Raw genomic sequence first — 18,165 nt, forward strand, 5'->3', positions numbered from 1 at the left:
TATGGGAAATAAAATAGTAATAGTAGGTGGAGGATCAACACATACTCCAGGAATAGTAGAGGTACTTAGAAACCGTTCAAAAGATTTACAATTAGAAGAGATAGTATTATATGATAATAATGAAGAAAGAAACTACCTTATAGGTGAGTTTACAAGAATATATTATAGAGATAATAACTCAGATATTAAAGTTTCTTATACAACAGACATAAGAGAAGCTTTTAAAGATGCTAACTTCTTATATGTTCAAATAAGACCAGGCCTTAATAATCAAAGAGAAATTGATGAAAAAATATGCTTAAAGCATAATGTTGTAGGTCAAGAAACTTGTGGTTTAGGAGGATTTTCTTTCGCGCTAAGAGTTATACCAGAAATTTTAAAAATAGTAGAAGTTGCACAGGAAGTTTGTCCAGATGCTTGGATACTAAACTACACTAATCCAGAAGCTATAATTTCAGAAGCTATATATAAGAAATTCCCTAAAGCTAAATGTTTATGTATATGTGATATGCCAATAAGTATAGAAGAAACTTTAGCAGAGTATTTAGATATACCATATAAAGATTTAACTTTCAAATACTTTGGTTTAAACCACTTTGGATGGTGGACTAATATTTATGATAAGTTTGGAAAAGATTTATTACCAGGAATAAGAGAAAAAGTAGAATCAGGAGAGTTAAAAGGATTAATACAAACTAATGAAGAGATTGTTGGAGATGATTACTGGACTAAGACTTTCCAAAATGTAGTTAAGGCTTTTAAAATGTATCCACAATTTTTCCCTAACTGCTACTTACAATATTATTATTTTGCAGACGAAATGGTTGAATCAGATAATATTGAATTTACAAGAGGGTCATATGTACTAAGCACTAGAGAAATTACAGTATTTGAAGAGTGTAAACGTGTTATAGAATTAGGTACAGCTAAAGATTCTAAATTATTAGGTGGAGTTCATGGAAATTATATAGTAGATATAACTAATGCAATAATACATGATACTAAAGAAAGATTTATTATAAATATAAAAAATAATGGAGCTATTAATAATTTTAATAGCGAAGCTGTAGTGGAAGTTCCATGCTATGTTGGAGCAACAGGACCAGAACCAGTTACAGTTGGAAACATACCAACATTTTATAAAGGTATGATGGAAATGCAAAAGGCATATGAAAAGTTAACAGTAGAAACAGCTTTAACAGGATCTTATAATACTGCAATGGAAGCTATATTACTTAATAAAACAATACCTTCTTATAGAGTGGGTAAGGCGGTATTAGATGATTTAATGGAAGCTAATAAAGCTTACTGGCCAACATTAAAATAATAAATTACACTTACAAACACTCATAATTAAAATATTATGAGTGTTTGTGTTAGATGTATTTTGAAGAAAACATACTAAAGGTAAAAAAGTATAGTAAAAAGGCAAAGTATATTGTATATTAGCAATATATGGGAGTAAGTAAAATTATTTTAAGAGGGGGATTATACTATGTATAAAATCTTAAAAAAGAGCTTAGGGGTTATAATGACATTATTAATGGTTATATCTACTGTTTTTACATCATCAGTTTATGCAGCAGATCAGCCACCAAATCCTTTGACAAAAGAAGGATATACTCTAGATTTTTCAGATGAATTTAATGGACCAGGGTTAGATAAAACAAAATGGACTGATTACTATTTACCTCACTGGACTAAAAATCCAGAAAATGCAAAAGCACAATATAAGTTTGAAAACGGTTCTTTGATAGAATACATAACAGAAGATCAAAAGCCATGGAGCCCTGAACATGATGGAACAGTTCGTTCATCTGCTATAATGTCATTTGATAAAAATTGGATTCATAATTTTAGTGGTACAACTGATAACCAAGATAGAGAACCTTGGGTAGGATATGCTACTACTTATGGATATTTTGAAATACGTGCAAAGTTTGCTGACTGTGGTGGTGGAGGTCATCAAGCTTGGTGGATGGTAGGTATGCAAAATGATACTGATGATTGGTTTAATTCAAAAGAAACTGGAGAAATAGATATTATAGAATCTTTCTTTAGTAAACCAGACACTTGGAGAATTGCAGCATATGGATGGAATGATCCAAACTTCCAAACAAGCTGGATGCTTTCTGAAGAACCTGTACCATCAGGAGACCCAACGTCTGAATACCATATATATGGTCTAGATTGGTCACCAGGAAGCCTTAAATTCTACTATGATAATGAATTATATAAAGAAATAAATCAAGCACCAGACTATCCAATGGGTACAATTTTAAATATATACACAGATGCAGGTTCAGGACAACATAATAATGTTTGGCCTAAACAATGGGCTATAGATTATTTCCGTGTTTGGAAAAAAGATGGTGGATATAAATTACCTTCATACCATATAAAAAATAGAGAAACAGGAAAATACTTATATATAGAAGAAAATAGTGACAAAGTTTCATATGGAGACCTTAATGAGTTTGATACAAATGGAGTTTGGAAAAAAGAACAAGCAGGTGAATATGTTCGTCTAAAAAATGAAAAAACTGATGAGTATTTACACATAGAAAACCAAAAAGGATTATTAGAACATGGAAAGGTACTTCCGACTTATTATAGCGCTCAATGGAAGATAGAAAATGAAGAAAATTATTTGAGGTTTAATAATAGATGGAAACCTAATTCATATATTCACACTGAGGATGAAAATGGTTCAGTTCAATATGGAAATGTTCCTAAGGGGTATTGGAGTAGCCAATGGCAATTAATCCCTACAACTTTAGATATTAAATAGACTTAATATTTATAAAAGGACCTAGATTTTTCTAGGTTCTTTTATAAAAGAAAGAGGTAATATATTATGAAAATTTTAAAGTTAGTTACACTTTGTTTAATGATCTCAATGTTTGCTGGATGTAGTGTTAGTGAGCAGAAAATTAATGTAGCTAGTAGTAGTTCAAATAAAAATAGTGAGATAAATTCAAAAGAAGAAGAAAAAAAGCAAGAAGAGAGAAGTAAGCAAACTTTATGGACTGTACTAGATAAAGATGGTAATGATAAAGAAATGCTAACAAGTAATGATAATAATGTAGAACAAATAATAGATGTTATAGAAAAACATTGCTTGCTTGTAGATAATAGAGATTTTAATAAGTTAAATGTAGAAGATGAATATAATTTATATAGCGAAAACTTCATTAAAGCTTTAGAAAAAGGAAATTATAAAGAATCAGTACAGTCAATGTATAAAAATAATAAACTAGCTTTAAAGTATGAGAATCTAATATGGTATCGTAATTATTTTAATGAAGATATAACTACATGTAAGGTAACAGTTGAATCGGAGTTTACAATTAAAGAAGCAAATAAAGATTATCTTGATAAAAACAAAATGAACTTAGATGAAGTTTATCAAGAAAAAAGAACATACTACCTAGAAAAAGTAGAAAATAAGTGGAAGATTGTTAATATAGAAAAAAGTCCTTTAACAAAAAGAAGTAAAACTGCTTAAAATATATTTATTAACCCTATAAAATAGACAGTAAAAGTCTATTTTATAGGGTTTTTATTTAATGTCATTGTTTAAAAATAATATAAATGATACTATAAAATTAATAAAATAAAAAATAGAATAAACTTAAGGGGGAAACATGGCAAGATTTGAAACGAATACACAAATAGTAATAGAAATAAATCAAGATAAAATATACATAGATAAAAGTAGAGAAAAAGCAATATTTAAATCAAAATCAAGAACAAAGTCAATGTGTATAAAAGTATCAGCTATATCAGGGGTAGTGCTTAGAGGAAACCTTCTATTAATATTTGGTTCAGGTCTACCATCACCAGAAAGTTGTGAAGATTTTCCATATTCATATCCAAACTGTATACAAGGTAGTGAAGAAGAATTAGAAAAAATATATAACTATTTAATAAGTATAATGTAAAGATAAAAACAGGTTTTTTACCTGTTTTTTTATTTTTTGGATAAAATAGGTTATATAATAATTACATTCGTGTTAATATGAAATAGGTATGAATTTATTGTAAAAATTTATAGAAAAAGATAAATAATATGATATAATAAAAAAGTAAAATACGAAAATTAATTTAATATATTAAGAATTGGTTCGAAAAAATACGTTTTCTCTGTATCGAAAAACACTATTTAACTAAAAAAATAAGGGGATTTGTTATGATTAAGAAAAATGGAAGAAAAATAGCAGCAATTGCTATAGCAGCAGCACTAGCAGGACAGAATTTACAAACTATATTTGCACTAGACAATGTTTTAAAAGAAGAACAACCAGTAGTAGTTGAAAAAACTGATGAAAAAGTACCTACTGAAGATACTTCAAAAGAAAATACAGAGTCTAAACAGAATGTAGAAAAAGAGCCTACTAAAGAAAATACTGAAGAAGCTCCAAAAGAGGAAGTTTCAAAAGAAGAGCCTAAAAAAGAAACAGTAGAAGCTACTGAAGAAAAAGCAAATACAAATAATAAAATAACTATATTACACACAAATGATATGCACGGAAGATTCCAAAGAACTGATAAAGTTATAGGATTAGATGTAGTAGCAGCTATAAAAAATCAAACTAAAAACTCTATATTAGTAGATGCAGGGGATACTACTCATGGACTACCTTTTGTTACTTTAAGTAAAGGTCAAGATGCAGTAGATTTATTAAATGCTACTGGATATGAATATATGGCACCAGGAAATCATGATTTTAATTATGGGTATGAAAGATTATTAGAATTATTCCAAAATGCAAAAGTAAAAAGCGGTAGTACTAAGCTTAAGCCTTTAGCTGGAAACATAAAGAAAAACGGAGAATCTTTATTTAAACCAAGTGCTATAAAAGTAATGAATGTAAATGGAAAAGAAATAAAGGTAGGATTCTTTGGTATGGCAACAGAAGAAACTAGCTATAAAACACATCCAAACAATGTTAAAGGGCTAGATTTTGAAGACCCAAGAATAACTGCTAAAGCAGAAGTTAAAAACCTAAAAGCTCAAGGAGCAGACGTAATAGTAGCTCTTGGACATATAGGAGTAGATAAATCAAGTGAGCCAACATCTGAAGATATAATAAAAGATGTAGATGGAATAGATGTATTTGTAGATGGTCATAGCCATACTGCGTTTAAAGATGGTAAAAAAGTAAATAACACTATGTTAGTAAGTACAGGGGAGTACTTAAGTAACTTAGGTAAAGTTGAAATAGAATTTGATGAAAATAATAAAGTTGTAGGTGTAGATGCATCACTTATAAATAAATCACAAACATCATCTATAACACCAGACCCTGAAGTAGAGTCTATGATGAAAAAAATTGAAGATGAGCAAAAAGCAGCTTTATCTATTAAAGTAGGAAAAACAGAAACTCATCTAGAAGGATCAAGAGATAAAGTTAGATTTGGAGAAACAAATTTAGGTAACTTAATAACTGATGCTATGTTAAATGAAACTGGAGCAGATGTATCTTTAACTAACGGTGGAGGTATACGTTCAAGCATAGCTAAGGGAGATATAACAAAAGGAGATATAGTAAATGTATTACCTTTTGGAAACTTTATAGTAACTAAAAAACTTACTGGAGCTCAAATAAAAGAAGTTTTAGAGTTTGGCGTTGAAAATTATGGAGTTTCATTTGGTGGATTCCCACATGTTGGAGGAATGAAATACGTAGTAGACCCTGAGCAACCAATAGGACAAAGAATAGTTTCTTTAAAAGTTAATGGTAAGAATATAGATATGGATAAAACTTATACAGTAGCAACAAATGATTTTACAGCAGCAGGTGGAGATGATTATCCTGTATTTGCTAAATTACCTATAGTAAATGAATATAGTGCATTAAATGAAGCTCTTGAAAACTATATAAAAAAATTAGGCACAGTTAATTACAAGGAATCAGAAGGTAGAATAACTACTGGTAAAAAAGCAGATTTTGAAGAAAATGAAGCTGTTAAGCCAGAAGAAAATAAACCAGAAGAAAATAAACCACAAACTAATAAACCAAATAATGACAAAGGAAATAATAACAAGACAGATAACCCAAAAACAGGAGATATTAGTTTAATGTCATACGTGTTATTAGGTGGAGCTGCAATTGCAGGATTAAGATTTAGAAATATGAAATAAAAAGATAATAAACAAAGAGTTTTAGTCTTAATTTAGGCTAGGACTCTTTTTATTTTGTATTATTTTATAGTTTAACATTAAATTTCCAATTCGATAATAAAACGCTCGGACATATTAGTTTATTAATAAGAGCATAATATGTATAATAAAAAAATATGGAGGGTTTGAAATGAAAAAAATAATTATAACGATGCTTTCAATTATTTTTATATCTACAAGTATTTCCTTTGCTTATTCTCCAGATCCTACTGTTGATAAATTTGTATCTGACTTAGAATTAATAAAAAATGATTTAACGATACTTACTAAAGCAATGATGGGTCTAGAAAATAAAAATAATGAGCAAATTAGTGAAATTAAAAAAGATATTGATAGCACTAGTTCTGAAGTTAATTATTCCATTGCTAGAGTGAATAATTTATACAAAGCTTCAAATGATCCAATATTAAGAAAACAGTATTCGGCTATAAGTAATACATTATCATCATATTCTTTTGCACTTGATAGTCTTTTGTTATATTTAAATGATTCAAGTGACCTTAATCAATTTTTAGATGCTGTTTATGAAATAAGAACAGGAAACAATTCATTGAATGATATAAAAGAATCACTTAGCAGAAAGAAGTAAATTTTTAATTAAATAGCTTAGGTTATATAAAAAAGTTATCTCAATGTAATTACATGGAGATAACTTTTGTGTTTTTAGTCTATATAGTTATTATTTATCTATAAAAATTAATTATTAAAATAATAAATAAAGTACATATTGTATAAATCTTACTATCTTTTGTTATCTATAATATTATTTAATAATCCTTTGCATCTACCACATCCTGTACCAGCTTTTGTAGCCTCTGAAACTTTCTCAACAGTATCAGCACCATTTTCAACGGCTTTTACAACTTCTTCAACAGATACGTTCATGCATCTACAAGCATTTTTTAAAACTTCTTCTATTTCTTTTTGGTGTTCATAATCTTCAATATTTATATCAGTCATTGACTTAACATCTTCAATAGTTCTAGCACCATTTGACATCGCGTTTCTTACTTTAATATAATCATCAGTTATTAATTTCATATTTTCCTCCATTTAACGTTAATATTTATACAAAAATATTTTGCGTTAAAATATTTATAATATACATGTAAAAGAATTATCTTTTAATATAAAGTTATATATTATTTTAAGAATTTATATTAATTAATAGACTTAACCATAAAGCAAATATAATAACATAGGCAAGTATTAATTTTAAACTTAAAGTGTTAGCTAAACCATCTGATCTAAAGGAAGAGAAAATACCTCCTAGAAACTTTACTAAGATAAATATTAAGAAAATATTAGCTACTAATTTATAAATACTAAAAGTTGTGTTTGGAAAAAATGCTGTATCAATTAAATTTAATAGTAATATAACAAAGAAGGCACTCCAATGTTTATACTTTTCAATAAATTTCAAAAAATCACCCCCTTATATAAAAAATATATATCAAGTTACAATTTTTAACAATAAATTACATAAATGCTATTGCCTATAACCTTAGGGTAGCATTTAAAATATATGTAAAATCACATCATCTAAATGAGATTTTAGTATTTAATATTTTTTAGAAAATTCTTAAAAGTCTATAAATTTTATTATATAAAATCTAAAGTATCTATATGTTTATCCGTATAAAAATAATAAAAAACTATTTTATATTAAAATGAATTTTAAATTAAAATCATTTTTTTATAAAATTTAAACATTAACAAATCAAATAATTAGAATATTTGAATTTTTCATTTAAATAGAAATCAAATCAAAATGGGGGGATGTATATGAAACAATTAAAAGTTAAAAATCTGAAAATTGGTAAAAAGCTGAGTCTATCTTTTATTATTGTACTTTTGCTTGCAGCATTTGCAAATGGTAATGCAATGAATAACTTGAGAAAAGCAGGAGAATTAGGACATGATTTGTTTAAAGGTCCTTATCAACTAACTAACCAATCTATGGGAATTCGTAGAGACATAGTTTCTATTGACCAAAATCTTGTAACTGCATTCACTGCACAAAATCCTACAGATACAAGCTATAAAGAAACAATTTTAAAAAACTTTGATAGTATCAATGAAAGAATTAAAATAATTCGTGGTGTTGACATACCTCGTGAGAACACTTCAGAAGCTTCAAAATTAGTTGGTGATATTGAAAGCTCAGTTGTTGAATTAAGACAAGAATATGAAAAAGTTTATGAGTTTATAGATAAAGGAGACTATGAAACTGCAAAAGAAATGGTAGTAAAAGAAGATCAAGCATACTATAAATCTTATGGTAAGTGTGTAGACTACGCTATAGCTCTTTATGAAGATGCAGAAAAATTAGGTATTAAATTTGATAAAGGAGTGAGTGATGCAGTATCAAAATCTGAGATTATTTCTACAACTTTAAATATATCTAGTATGGTAGCTGGAGTAATTATATGTATATATATTACAAAGAGTTTAAGAAATCCAATTGGAGAAATAGAAGTAGCTGCAAATAAAATGGCTGTTGGAGACTATGATATTTCAATTGATTATGAATCAAAAGATGAATTAGGCTCTTTATCAAGTAGCATGCGTCAAATGAGTGATAAAACTAAGGCAATTATAAATGATACAGTTCGTGTTTTAGGAGAGGTTGCATCAGGTAATTTTGCTGTTGAGCCTGAAGTAGAATACATAGGAGTATTTAAAGAAATCGAAAAATCAATAATTAGAATAACAGATGATTTAAGTGAAACAATGTCACAAATAAATGTAGTTTCAGAAGAAGTTGGTGCTGCATCAGAGCAAGTTGCTAGTGGATCACAAATGTTAGCACAAGGTGCTACTGAACAAGCAAGTTCAATTCAAGAATTATCTGCAACTATTACTGAAATATCTGATAAAATTAAAGATACTGCAAAAAATGCTAAAGAAGCTAATGTTTTAACAATGAATGCAGGTAATGAAGTTGAAAATGGTAATAATCAAATGAAGCAAATGGTTAAATCTATGGAAGAAATTTCAGTAACTTCTAATGAAATCGGTAGAATTATAAAAACGATAGATGACATAGCATTCCAAACAAATATATTAGCACTAAATGCTGCAGTTGAAGCTGCTAGAGCTGGGGAAGCTGGTAAAGGATTTGCTGTTGTTGCTGATGAAGTTAGAAATCTTGCTGCTAAATCAGCAGAAGCTGCTAAAAACACAGCTACACTTATTGAAAATTCGATAGAAGCAGTTGGTAAAGGAAGTAAGATTGTAGACGAAACAGCTGAATCACTTCAAAAGATAATTGATACAATGCATCAAAGTATTGTATTAGTTGAGGATATAGCTAAAGCCTCTGGGGAACAAGCTACTGCAATTAACCAAGTCACATTAGGAGTAGGTCAAATTTCAGAGGTAGTACAAACTAATTCTGCAACATCAGAAGAAAGTGCAGCTGCTAGTGAAGAACTAAGTGGACAAGCACAGATGGTTAAATCACTTGTTGAAAACTTTATGTTAAAGGATTTACATGGAAATAAAAAACATATAAGTTTTGAAGATAAAGATGATTATTTTGCTATGAATAAATTTTAATACTATATAAATGGAAGCTTTTAAGCTTCCATTTTTTTATATATAAGGAGATTGTATTTTATCTGACTTGTGGATAAATATAATTTCCAACTACTAAGCTTGATCAACGGACCTGGTTTGTAGGTCGTTGGCGATATGAGCAAAGCGAATTTTTTATTTAGAAGTTTATGAAATTTAAAAGTTTGATGAATTAATTATTTTAAAATATAACAAATTATATAGTAAAAATTTATAATAAATGATAAAGTTTATAATGGACATATATAGAGGGTGAAATAAAAATAAAAGGGGAGAAAAACTTGAAGACAAATAGAGTAAAGCAAGTATTATTAATGCTAGTTGCACCGTTTTTAATAGCACTATCAGGATGTGAAAGTACACAATCTGTAAAAGGGGTAGCTTCATTAAAAGATGGATATTTTAAAATTTCAAAGGCAATAGATGATAATGAAAAAATAAGCAAAGAATATGTAAAAAATCTATTAAATGGTTATGAATATAAAAAAGGAGAAGAATTTAGACTAGAAGATTATTCTCCAGAACTTAAGATGATTCAACAACCGTATATATTTAAAAATGATAAAGAAGAACTTACTATAACTCATATGACTGATAATGATAAAGAGAGCTTGTCTGCGGTGTATGATTATAATGATGAAGATATTAGTGTAAGCTTATCATATAGTCCAGCGGATAAAGAGTTTATAGAGGAGAATACAGAGCCAAAACCACATTTATTTGTAGGAGTATCTTTATCTGACAATAATAAATATGAAGATATATGCAAAACGTTAAATGATAATTATAGTGACTATGAGTTATATTATCAAAAGATTGCTGATAATTTTGCTATTAAAAATGATATGAGTATAGAAGATATAAAAGATATTATAGGTGATTCACCTAGTGAAACAACAACTGAAAAAATTAAAGTTGGAAAAAAGGCTGAAGAAGATTTGATTTCATATAAATTTGAAAAAGATAAAAAAGAAATACGTGCAGAGTATTTGAAAAATAGTAATAAGATGTTTGGATTATCATATATAGATATGGACTCAGAAACTATGGAAACTAATATAATGAAAAATGCCAGAGATAATAAAGAACTAGAAGATGGGAAGTTTCATATGGGTGTAGTTAATTTCGTTGATAAATTAGATAAACAAGAAAAAATGGTAAATAAACTAGATAAATATATGAAATAATAAAATAAAAAAGTAGATAGTTTAAATGAAAAACTATCTACTTTTTTTATTTTATTTTACCAAATTTATTAAATGGGTATGTTCTTAAAGCAACTTTCCCAATTATATCGTCTAAAGGAATTGTTCCTATTTTTGAGTCTCTGCTATCACCACTATTTGGTCTATTATCTCCCATAGTAAATACATGATTATTGGGAACTACAGTATCAATATCACCATCTGTATATACATCATTTAGATAATCTTCACTTAAGTATTTGCCATTTATGTATACTTCATTATTTTTTATAAGGATATGTTCTCCAGGCAAAGCAATTACTCTTTTAACTAAATTTTTTTTATGACTAGTTTTTTCATCAACTAAATCTGATTTAAATACTAATATATCCCCTCTATTTGGAATTTCTTTGTTGTAAGATAATTTATTTATTACTAGATAATCTTTATCTTCTAACGTAGGATACATAGATTGTCCACTAACTATAGTTGGTTGTACAAATAATGTTACTCCAAATGCAATAATTAACGATGCACATATTGTTTTAAACCATTCAAATATCTCATTTTTGTTTTTTTTATTCAAAATAATTATCCCCCTTATCTTTAAATATAAAATATTGAAATTAATCAAAAATTATATTTATTAAATATGCTAATTTTTTACATTTAATTATAGTATAATGATATACTTACATTATAACTTATATTAAATTAAACTGAAATATTTAATGTGTTTTTTATAAAAGACTACTATTACTGCTACAATATAAATAACAAAGATACATATAAAAATTAAAATAGGGGGGAGTAATTGATGAATGATATTATAAAAGAATCTAATAGTATTACATTAAGGCGTACTAAAAGTATAGATTTAGAATTTGTTATAAGTTTAGAAAGAGAACCTTATAATGCTCAGTATATAGGTCAGTGGAGTAAAGAAAGTCATATAAATTCTTTAACAAATAAAGATATATTACATATAATAGTTGAAGATTCAAATACAAACAAACCAATTGGATATATAATTATGGCAGGAATTGAAAATAAAGATAACAATATTGAATTTAGACGATTTGTTATAAATGATAAAGGCAAGGGATTTGGAAGAGAAACATTGAAATTAATAAAAGAAGTATCCTTCAATCAACTAAATGCACATAGATTATGGCTAGATGTAAGATGTAAAAATACTAAAGCACAAAATCTTTATAAGTCAGAAGGGTTTAAAGAAGAAGGAATTTTAAGAGAATGTGTGATTTATAATGGAAGTTATGAATCTATAATCATAATGTCTATATTAGAATATGAATATAAAAATAAGTAATAATAGCCCCAGTAAATATTTTAAAGTTTCACTGGGGCTATTATTTATATCTAATTTTTTATTTTTATATTAACCTTAACTAAAATTTTATTTTTCTTATTGTTTTTTTATATCTACGGTTAGATTTTCTTAATACATTAGCAATATAGTCTAGTTGTTCCAAGAAAATATTAGCTTCATCTATAGTGTTATAAAGTCCAATACTTGCTCTTACCATTCCATCGTTGAATGCTCCAGATACTACATCTCTATATCCGTCACAGTCACTAACACCTAAGAGTCTATATACATAAGGATGAGCGCAGAATTTACCGGCTCTTAGAGATATTCCTTTTTCAGTTGCCATGTTTACAGCAACGGCTTCGTAGTTCATATCTTTAATATTAAAAGTAATTACACCTAATCTATCATCAATATAATCTGTATCTCCATATAAAATTACATTATTTATACAATTCATAGAGTTTATAAGGTATTCTTTTATATTTTTTTCATGATTTTTTATATTTTCAAATCCAATATTTTGAAGTTCTTCCAAAGCTTTTGCCATAGCAATTACACCAAAGAAGTTTTGAGTTCCGGCCTCAAATCTTTCTGGAATTGATGACCATATTACACTCTCATCAAATACACCAGCAACACATCCACCACCAGATAAAAATGGATCTGAGTCTTTTAGATAATCTTTTAAGCCAACTATTGCTCCACTACCAAATGGAGCATAAGCTTTATGGGCAGAAAATGTTATGAAGTCTATCATTTCATCTTCATTATACCCTTTCATATCAACTTTTTCATGTGCTACTAGCTGAGCACCATCAACTATTATTAATGCATTGTATTTATGAGCAAGTTTGGCTATATCATGTATTGGAGTTAAGTACCCTGTTACATTTGATGCACCTGTTACAGTTACAACTTTTATTTTACCGTTTGCTTTTACAAGTTCTTGTTCTATGTCGTCTATATTTATTCTGCCTAATTTATCAACATCTACATGTACAACCTTACCTGATTTTCTAAAAGGTAAATCATTAGCATGATGTTCCATTCTAGTTGTAAGAATCATATCATCTTTATTTTTTATAAGTGCATTTGCTAATATATTTAATCCTTCTGTATCTGATTTTGTATATACTACAGTATGAGTATTACATCCTTTTAAACCGAAAAAATTAAGTATTATTTCTCTAGATTTTTCAAACATTGTAGTACAGTACTCACCTTTAGGTCCTACACCTCTAGCTATTGGCCCATAGTTTTTTATATTATCTTGAATTAGTTTTGTTACACTTTTTAAAGGTGGTGTAGTAGCACCATTATCAAAATTAATGGGAGTTATTTTTTCTCCACTTGCTAGTTTTACTTTATCATCTATTCCATCATATAAATACCTGTAATCCATATTATCGCCTCCTACTATTCATAGTATGAGTATATTTTCACAAGTTTCCAAATTAATAGTAATCAACAATTTATAGGAATAGTAAATATTAATGTATATATAAAACTATAAATTTAAAATAAATTAGAAATCAAATGATTTATTTTAGAAATGAATAGAAATTATTGCTAAAATATGGTAATGTTATCATAAGGAAATATATATATACAAAAGGGGAGAAGGACTTGAAAAAACTTGAGCTAAAACAAGTATTATTAATACTATTAACAGTGGTTTTAGTACTAACATCAGGATGTGAAAATTCAACATCAGTAGAAAAAGCAAGTTCATTAAAAGAAGGATATTTTAAAATTGCAAAACAGCTAGATGAAGAAAATAAATTAAATAAAGATTATATAAAAAGCTTATTATCAGGCTATAAATGCGAAAAGGGTGAAGAATTAAAAATGGGAGGCAAATCCTCAGACGTTGAAATGGTTCAACGGCAATACATATTTAAAAATGATAAAGAAGAATTGATTATAACCAATATTATATATAATGGATATGAAAGCGTATCCCCAGTATATATTTTTAATGATGGAGAAATTAACATAAATTTATCATATACACCTGAATCATATAAAGGTAATTTAGATGAAAACGAAGAATATAAGCCGAAGTTTTTCTTAGGTATATCTTTACCAAATAATATTAAATATCAAGAAATATGCAAATTACTAAATAATAAATACACAGATTATGAATCGTATTATCAAAATATTGTTAATAATTTTTCAAATAAAAATAATATAAGCATTAAAGAATTAAAAGCTATTATAGGTGAAGAGCCACACAAAAGTGAAGTTGAAAAAATAAAAGAAGAAGAATCAATTAGTTATGTATTTAAAAGTAATAAAGAAAGCATATCAGCAGAGTTTTTAAAAGGTAGTAATAAGATGTATGAATTATCATATATGGATTTAGATGAATTTGGAAATAACATAGTTAAAACTGTTAGAGATAATAAGACATTAAATGAAGGTGAATTTCAAATGGGTGTAACAAAATCTAGTAACAAGTTAGATGAACAAATAGAAATTATAAATAAAATTGATAAATATATAAATTAATAAAAAGCTAGAAGTTCTAAGAATAGAATTTCTAGCTTTTTATTAATTTAAAATTATATATTAAAAAAATAATATATATAATTTTTATTTTATTATTTACTATAGATATATTTAGTAATACAATTATAGAAATTTTCAAAAAAAGGGATGATGATTTTATGTATTATGGAGAGAAAGTAGTTTTAAGATCATATAAAGAAGAAGACATAGAAATAGCACTAAAGCTTGTTAATGATAAAGAGTTAAAGAAATTTTTAGTTGATTGTATTCCTTTTCCAACTAGTAAGTGGGAAGAAGACGAATGGATAAAATCACAAAAATCAAATAAAGAAGGCACATATAACTTCGCAATAGAAGATATTGAAACTAATAAATATATAGGCGGATGCGGAATTAACAGTGTAAATTGGTTAACTAGAGTTGCAGTTGTTGGCATAATGATTGGAGATAAAGACTACTGGGGCAAGGGATATGGAACAGATGCTATGAAGGTATTAATTGACTTTATATTTAATGATATGAATATTAATAAAATAAGACTTTCTGTTTTTTCATTTAATGAAAGAGCAATAAAAAGCTATGAAAAGTGTGGATTTAAAGTTGAAGGAGTTCTTAAAAATGAGATTTTCAAAGAAGGAAAATACTACGACGAAATAATAATGTCTAAATTTAGATAACAAAATTATTTCAAAAGACATATTAAATAATAAAGATTTTATAAGCATATCAAAATTATTGACTAAATAAAAATTATAATTTAGGAGATATTATGAAAAAAATTATTTATTCATTTGTTTGTCTTATTATTCTAGTAGTAATAAATATTATTGTATCTAAAATTTTTAATGTTGAATTTTTAGAAATGTCATTTGCAACAGGTCTAATGGCATCTGTTTTGATAGTATTTTTTTCAAGTGAAGGAGGACCTGGTACTGCTATGCTAGATTTGCCAGTAAAAAGATTCCTTGAAAGTGACTCTCGTAGAAATCCTAATTTTTTTAAGGTTTATATAAATATTCCTCTTATAGTTTCTGTATTTTATACAATAATAGCTGCTATATTAAGTATAATTGTTTATTGGAAATACTTTTAAATGAAATTATTTTATATTGGAAAATATTGAACATATGAAAAAATAAGCTTACAATTATATAAAAGAGAAATGAGGATAATATGAGAGCATTAAAATCAATATATAAAAATGAATGTCAAATTAAAGAAATATCAATATTAAAATCATTTATAATTATGGCTATATTTTTGGTAGTGCCTGTTTTAATAAACCTTATAGCGACAGTTATAATGATTTTAATAAATGAGAATATATCATTTGGAACTGCTATTGTAGTAGGTAGTATTATAATTATAGTATCAAATATTGTTATTGTATCTATTTTAGGACGCAAGTCTATAAAAAAGGATAATGATGAAATAATTAGGAACAAGATACTAATTACAAAGAAAGATTTTATTTATGTATTTTTAATTATAATTGGATATATGCTAATTAGAGAAGTTTTCTTATTTGATGCATTAACGCAATTTGAAGGACCTATAAGTGAGAATGATATAGATTTTATTTTAAATAATTTAAGTTCTATAGAGATTGGTATTGTTGGATTAACACTTGCTATACAAATACTTATTACAGCTCCTATATTTGAAGAATTACTTTTTAGAGGAGTAATTTTAAATGGGTTATTAAGTAAATATAAAAATAATTATAAAAAAGCAATAATAATCTCAGCATTAATATTTGGGATTGCTCATTTAAATATACCTCAAGGAATTAATGCATTTATTCTAGGTATAATTTTAGGTGGAATTTATTATTGTACTGGTTCTATGAAATTATCTATTTTTGCACATTTTATAAATAACTTTTTATTTTTACCCACTCCAGAAAATTTATTATTTAAGGGTATTTATGCTGTATTAGGAATTTACTTATTAATAAAAGGTGTGAGCTATATAAAAAACAAAAAAGTTAATAGTTTAAAGGATAATGACTATAATATTAATTCATGATTTTATTCTAAAATATTAATATTTTCCAGATTTAATAATTAATATATATGGTATAATTTACATACAAAAATTTAAGTATTATTTAAGAATAAGATAATGATAAATTAAACTTAGCAAGTTAATATATAATTATTAAATTATTAAGGAGAATGAATATGAGATTAATTAAAAAGATAGTCATAACACTATTAATATCATTGGTTATTATAAATGTTGTAGGTTATAAGTTTAGTGATAAGGGGATAGGAAAAGTAGTAAATGGAATAAATGACTTTATAGATACAGATGTAAAAAAAGCTATAAACGAAATTAAAGATACAGATGTGGCTAAGAAAGTAACTGGTTATGTAGAGGATTTCAAAGTAGAAAATGTAGTTGATAAAGCTAAAAATATTGATATAGAAAATACTATAAATGATATTAAAGATGCAACAGTAGTTAAAGAGGTAAGTGAATATATTAGTGGTTTAGAAATAGGTAAAAAAATAAATGAACTTACAGGAATGAATATAGTAAATACAGATAATTAAATAGGTATAAGCAAAAACACTTGGTTTTAAATCAAGTGTTTTTGCTTTTTATAAATATAAGATTTATTATATGACAACAACAAGGGCATGTATATTTATTCATATTAAGTATCTCATTTTTTACTATAAGACCTTTTCAAAAGCAACTCTTTTATCTCCGTTTTCTAAGTATATTACCCCGCAGTATTTATAACCATTTTTATTTAAGAACTTTTGCATTGGTATGTTATCTTCATGAGTATCGATTTTTACACTTGGAATATTATTTTCTTTGCATAAATTCTCAGCATACTTAAATAATTTATTGGCTATACCTGAACCTCTTACACTGTTACTAGCAGCAACTCTATGAATTACTGCATACTTAGAGTTTGAATCTGTAATCCATTCGCCTTCAGATATATTCTCGTAGCTTTCTTCACTATCAAAAGATATAGCTATTGTTGATATAATTTCATTATCTTTTTTAAGAACATAACTACAGTCGTTGTTAATATCGTTTTCTATTACCTGAGAATTTGGATAGTCATCTTGCCACTGATCAATCCCAAGTTCTTTTAGAGATTCTTGGGCTTGTTTTATAATTTTCATTATTGTTTTGACATCTGAAAAAGTCGATTTTCTAAACATTTAAAACCTCCGTATCTGATTAATTTTTTAATATTATAATACATGAAGTAAATTGCTAAATAAAGTGAATTTTATAAAATTTAGAATTTTAGTTAAACTAAAAATGTTTTTTTTAATTAAATTAGATTTGAAATAATAAAACTAAAGATAATTAGGTTATTTTATTCAAAATAATCCTTA

Annotated in this window: 19 protein-coding genes; 14 read left to right on the top strand and 5 right to left on the bottom strand. The window is 26.6% G+C overall.

Features of this window, described 5'->3' with window-relative positions; genetic code table 11:
- The first annotated feature begins 1 nt into the window (after position 1).
- The 6 genes from JNUCC81_RS05070 (at position 2) to JNUCC81_RS05095 (ending at position 6,776) form a co-directional block, all read left to right on the top strand.
- The gene (locus JNUCC81_RS05070; RefSeq protein WP_454095583.1) at positions 2-1,327 is read left to right on the top strand and encodes a family 4 glycosyl hydrolase; all 1,326 of its coding nucleotides are present in this window, start codon (positions 2-4) and stop codon (positions 1,325-1,327) included.
- A 168-nt stretch (positions 1,328-1,495) separates the two neighbouring features.
- Positions 1,496-2,791 (top strand): family 16 glycosylhydrolase, encoded by a 1,296-nt coding sequence (locus JNUCC81_RS05075; RefSeq protein ID WP_454095584.1) that lies wholly within the window; start codon positions 1,496-1,498, stop codon positions 2,789-2,791.
- A gap of 66 nt (positions 2,792-2,857) precedes the next feature.
- Positions 2,858-3,508: a hypothetical protein gene (locus JNUCC81_RS05080; protein WP_454095585.1), complete on the top strand. Its 651-nt coding sequence runs from the start codon at positions 2,858-2,860 to the stop codon at positions 3,506-3,508.
- Between the two features lie 139 nt (positions 3,509-3,647).
- Complete coding sequence (locus tag JNUCC81_RS05085; RefSeq protein WP_454095586.1) at positions 3,648-3,944, top strand: hypothetical protein; 297 nt, start codon at positions 3,648-3,650, stop codon at positions 3,942-3,944.
- A 248-nt stretch (positions 3,945-4,192) separates the two neighbouring features.
- Positions 4,193-6,148, top strand: a complete 1,956-nt coding sequence (locus tag JNUCC81_RS05090; RefSeq protein WP_454095587.1) for a bifunctional metallophosphatase/5'-nucleotidase — start codon at positions 4,193-4,195, stop codon at positions 6,146-6,148.
- 169 nt (positions 6,149-6,317) lie between these two features.
- A complete protein-coding gene (locus JNUCC81_RS05095) occupies positions 6,318-6,776 on the top strand; it encodes a hypothetical protein (RefSeq protein ID WP_454095588.1) in 459 nt (152 codons plus the stop codon).
- Between the two features lie 152 nt (positions 6,777-6,928).
- Here JNUCC81_RS05095 and JNUCC81_RS05100 read toward each other — a convergent pair whose 3' ends face one another.
- Together JNUCC81_RS05100 and JNUCC81_RS05105 are read right to left on the bottom strand one after the other, a co-directional pair.
- Positions 6,929-7,228, bottom strand: coding sequence for a (2Fe-2S)-binding protein (locus JNUCC81_RS05100; RefSeq protein ID WP_454095589.1), 300 nt, complete (start codon positions 7,226-7,228; stop codon positions 6,929-6,931).
- 106 nt (positions 7,229-7,334) lie between these two features.
- On the bottom strand, positions 7,335-7,610 hold the full coding sequence (locus JNUCC81_RS05105) for a hypothetical protein (protein ID WP_454095590.1): 276 nt from the start codon (positions 7,608-7,610) through the stop codon (positions 7,335-7,337).
- A 362-nt stretch (positions 7,611-7,972) separates the two neighbouring features.
- Here JNUCC81_RS05105 and JNUCC81_RS05110 point away from each other — a divergent pair, with 362 nt between their 5' ends.
- Positions 7,973-9,748: a methyl-accepting chemotaxis protein gene (locus JNUCC81_RS05110; RefSeq protein ID WP_454095591.1), complete on the top strand. Its 1,776-nt coding sequence runs from the start codon at positions 7,973-7,975 to the stop codon at positions 9,746-9,748.
- Positions 9,749-10,047: 299 nt separating this feature from the next.
- Positions 10,048-10,953, top strand: coding sequence for a hypothetical protein (locus JNUCC81_RS05115; RefSeq protein WP_454095592.1), 906 nt, complete (start codon positions 10,048-10,050; stop codon positions 10,951-10,953).
- A gap of 46 nt (positions 10,954-10,999) precedes the next feature.
- On the opposite strand, the gene lepB is transcribed toward JNUCC81_RS05115, so the two are convergent.
- Positions 11,000-11,536, bottom strand: a complete 537-nt coding sequence (lepB, locus tag JNUCC81_RS05120) for a signal peptidase I (RefSeq protein ID WP_454095593.1) — start codon at positions 11,534-11,536, stop codon at positions 11,000-11,002.
- 231 nt (positions 11,537-11,767) lie between these two features.
- Between lepB and JNUCC81_RS05125 the strand changes: the two genes are divergently transcribed.
- On the top strand, positions 11,768-12,280 hold the full coding sequence (locus JNUCC81_RS05125; RefSeq protein WP_454095594.1) for a GNAT family N-acetyltransferase: 513 nt from the start codon (positions 11,768-11,770) through the stop codon (positions 12,278-12,280).
- Between the two features lie 79 nt (positions 12,281-12,359).
- Here JNUCC81_RS05125 and JNUCC81_RS05130 read toward each other — a convergent pair whose 3' ends face one another.
- Positions 12,360-13,685, bottom strand: coding sequence for an aminotransferase class V-fold PLP-dependent enzyme (locus JNUCC81_RS05130; protein WP_454095595.1), 1,326 nt, complete (start codon positions 13,683-13,685; stop codon positions 12,360-12,362).
- Positions 13,686-13,909: 224 nt separating this feature from the next.
- Between JNUCC81_RS05130 and JNUCC81_RS05135 the strand changes: the two genes are divergently transcribed.
- From JNUCC81_RS05135 to JNUCC81_RS05155, 5 genes are all read left to right on the top strand, one after another.
- On the top strand, positions 13,910-14,797 hold the full coding sequence (locus JNUCC81_RS05135) for a hypothetical protein (RefSeq protein ID WP_454095596.1): 888 nt from the start codon (positions 13,910-13,912) through the stop codon (positions 14,795-14,797).
- Between the two features lie 158 nt (positions 14,798-14,955).
- Positions 14,956-15,474: a GNAT family N-acetyltransferase gene (locus tag JNUCC81_RS05140; protein ID WP_454095597.1), complete on the top strand. Its 519-nt coding sequence runs from the start codon at positions 14,956-14,958 to the stop codon at positions 15,472-15,474.
- 92 nt (positions 15,475-15,566) lie between these two features.
- Positions 15,567-15,890 (top strand): hypothetical protein, encoded by a 324-nt coding sequence (locus JNUCC81_RS05145; RefSeq protein WP_454095598.1) that lies wholly within the window; start codon positions 15,567-15,569, stop codon positions 15,888-15,890.
- Between the two features lie 80 nt (positions 15,891-15,970).
- On the top strand, positions 15,971-16,825 hold the full coding sequence (locus JNUCC81_RS05150; RefSeq protein WP_454095599.1) for a CPBP family intramembrane glutamic endopeptidase: 855 nt from the start codon (positions 15,971-15,973) through the stop codon (positions 16,823-16,825).
- Positions 16,826-16,980: 155 nt separating this feature from the next.
- The gene (locus tag JNUCC81_RS05155; protein ID WP_454095600.1) at positions 16,981-17,355 is read left to right on the top strand and encodes a hypothetical protein; all 375 of its coding nucleotides are present in this window, start codon (positions 16,981-16,983) and stop codon (positions 17,353-17,355) included.
- Between the two features lie 123 nt (positions 17,356-17,478).
- Here the strand turns inward: JNUCC81_RS05155 and JNUCC81_RS05160 are convergent, their stop codons facing one another.
- Positions 17,479-17,985: a GNAT family N-acetyltransferase gene (locus JNUCC81_RS05160; protein WP_454095601.1), complete on the bottom strand. Its 507-nt coding sequence runs from the start codon at positions 17,983-17,985 to the stop codon at positions 17,479-17,481.
- Positions 17,986-18,165 lie beyond the last annotated feature (180 nt).

The sequence above is a fragment of the Faecalimicrobium sp. JNUCC 81 genome, assembly GCF_053667625.1.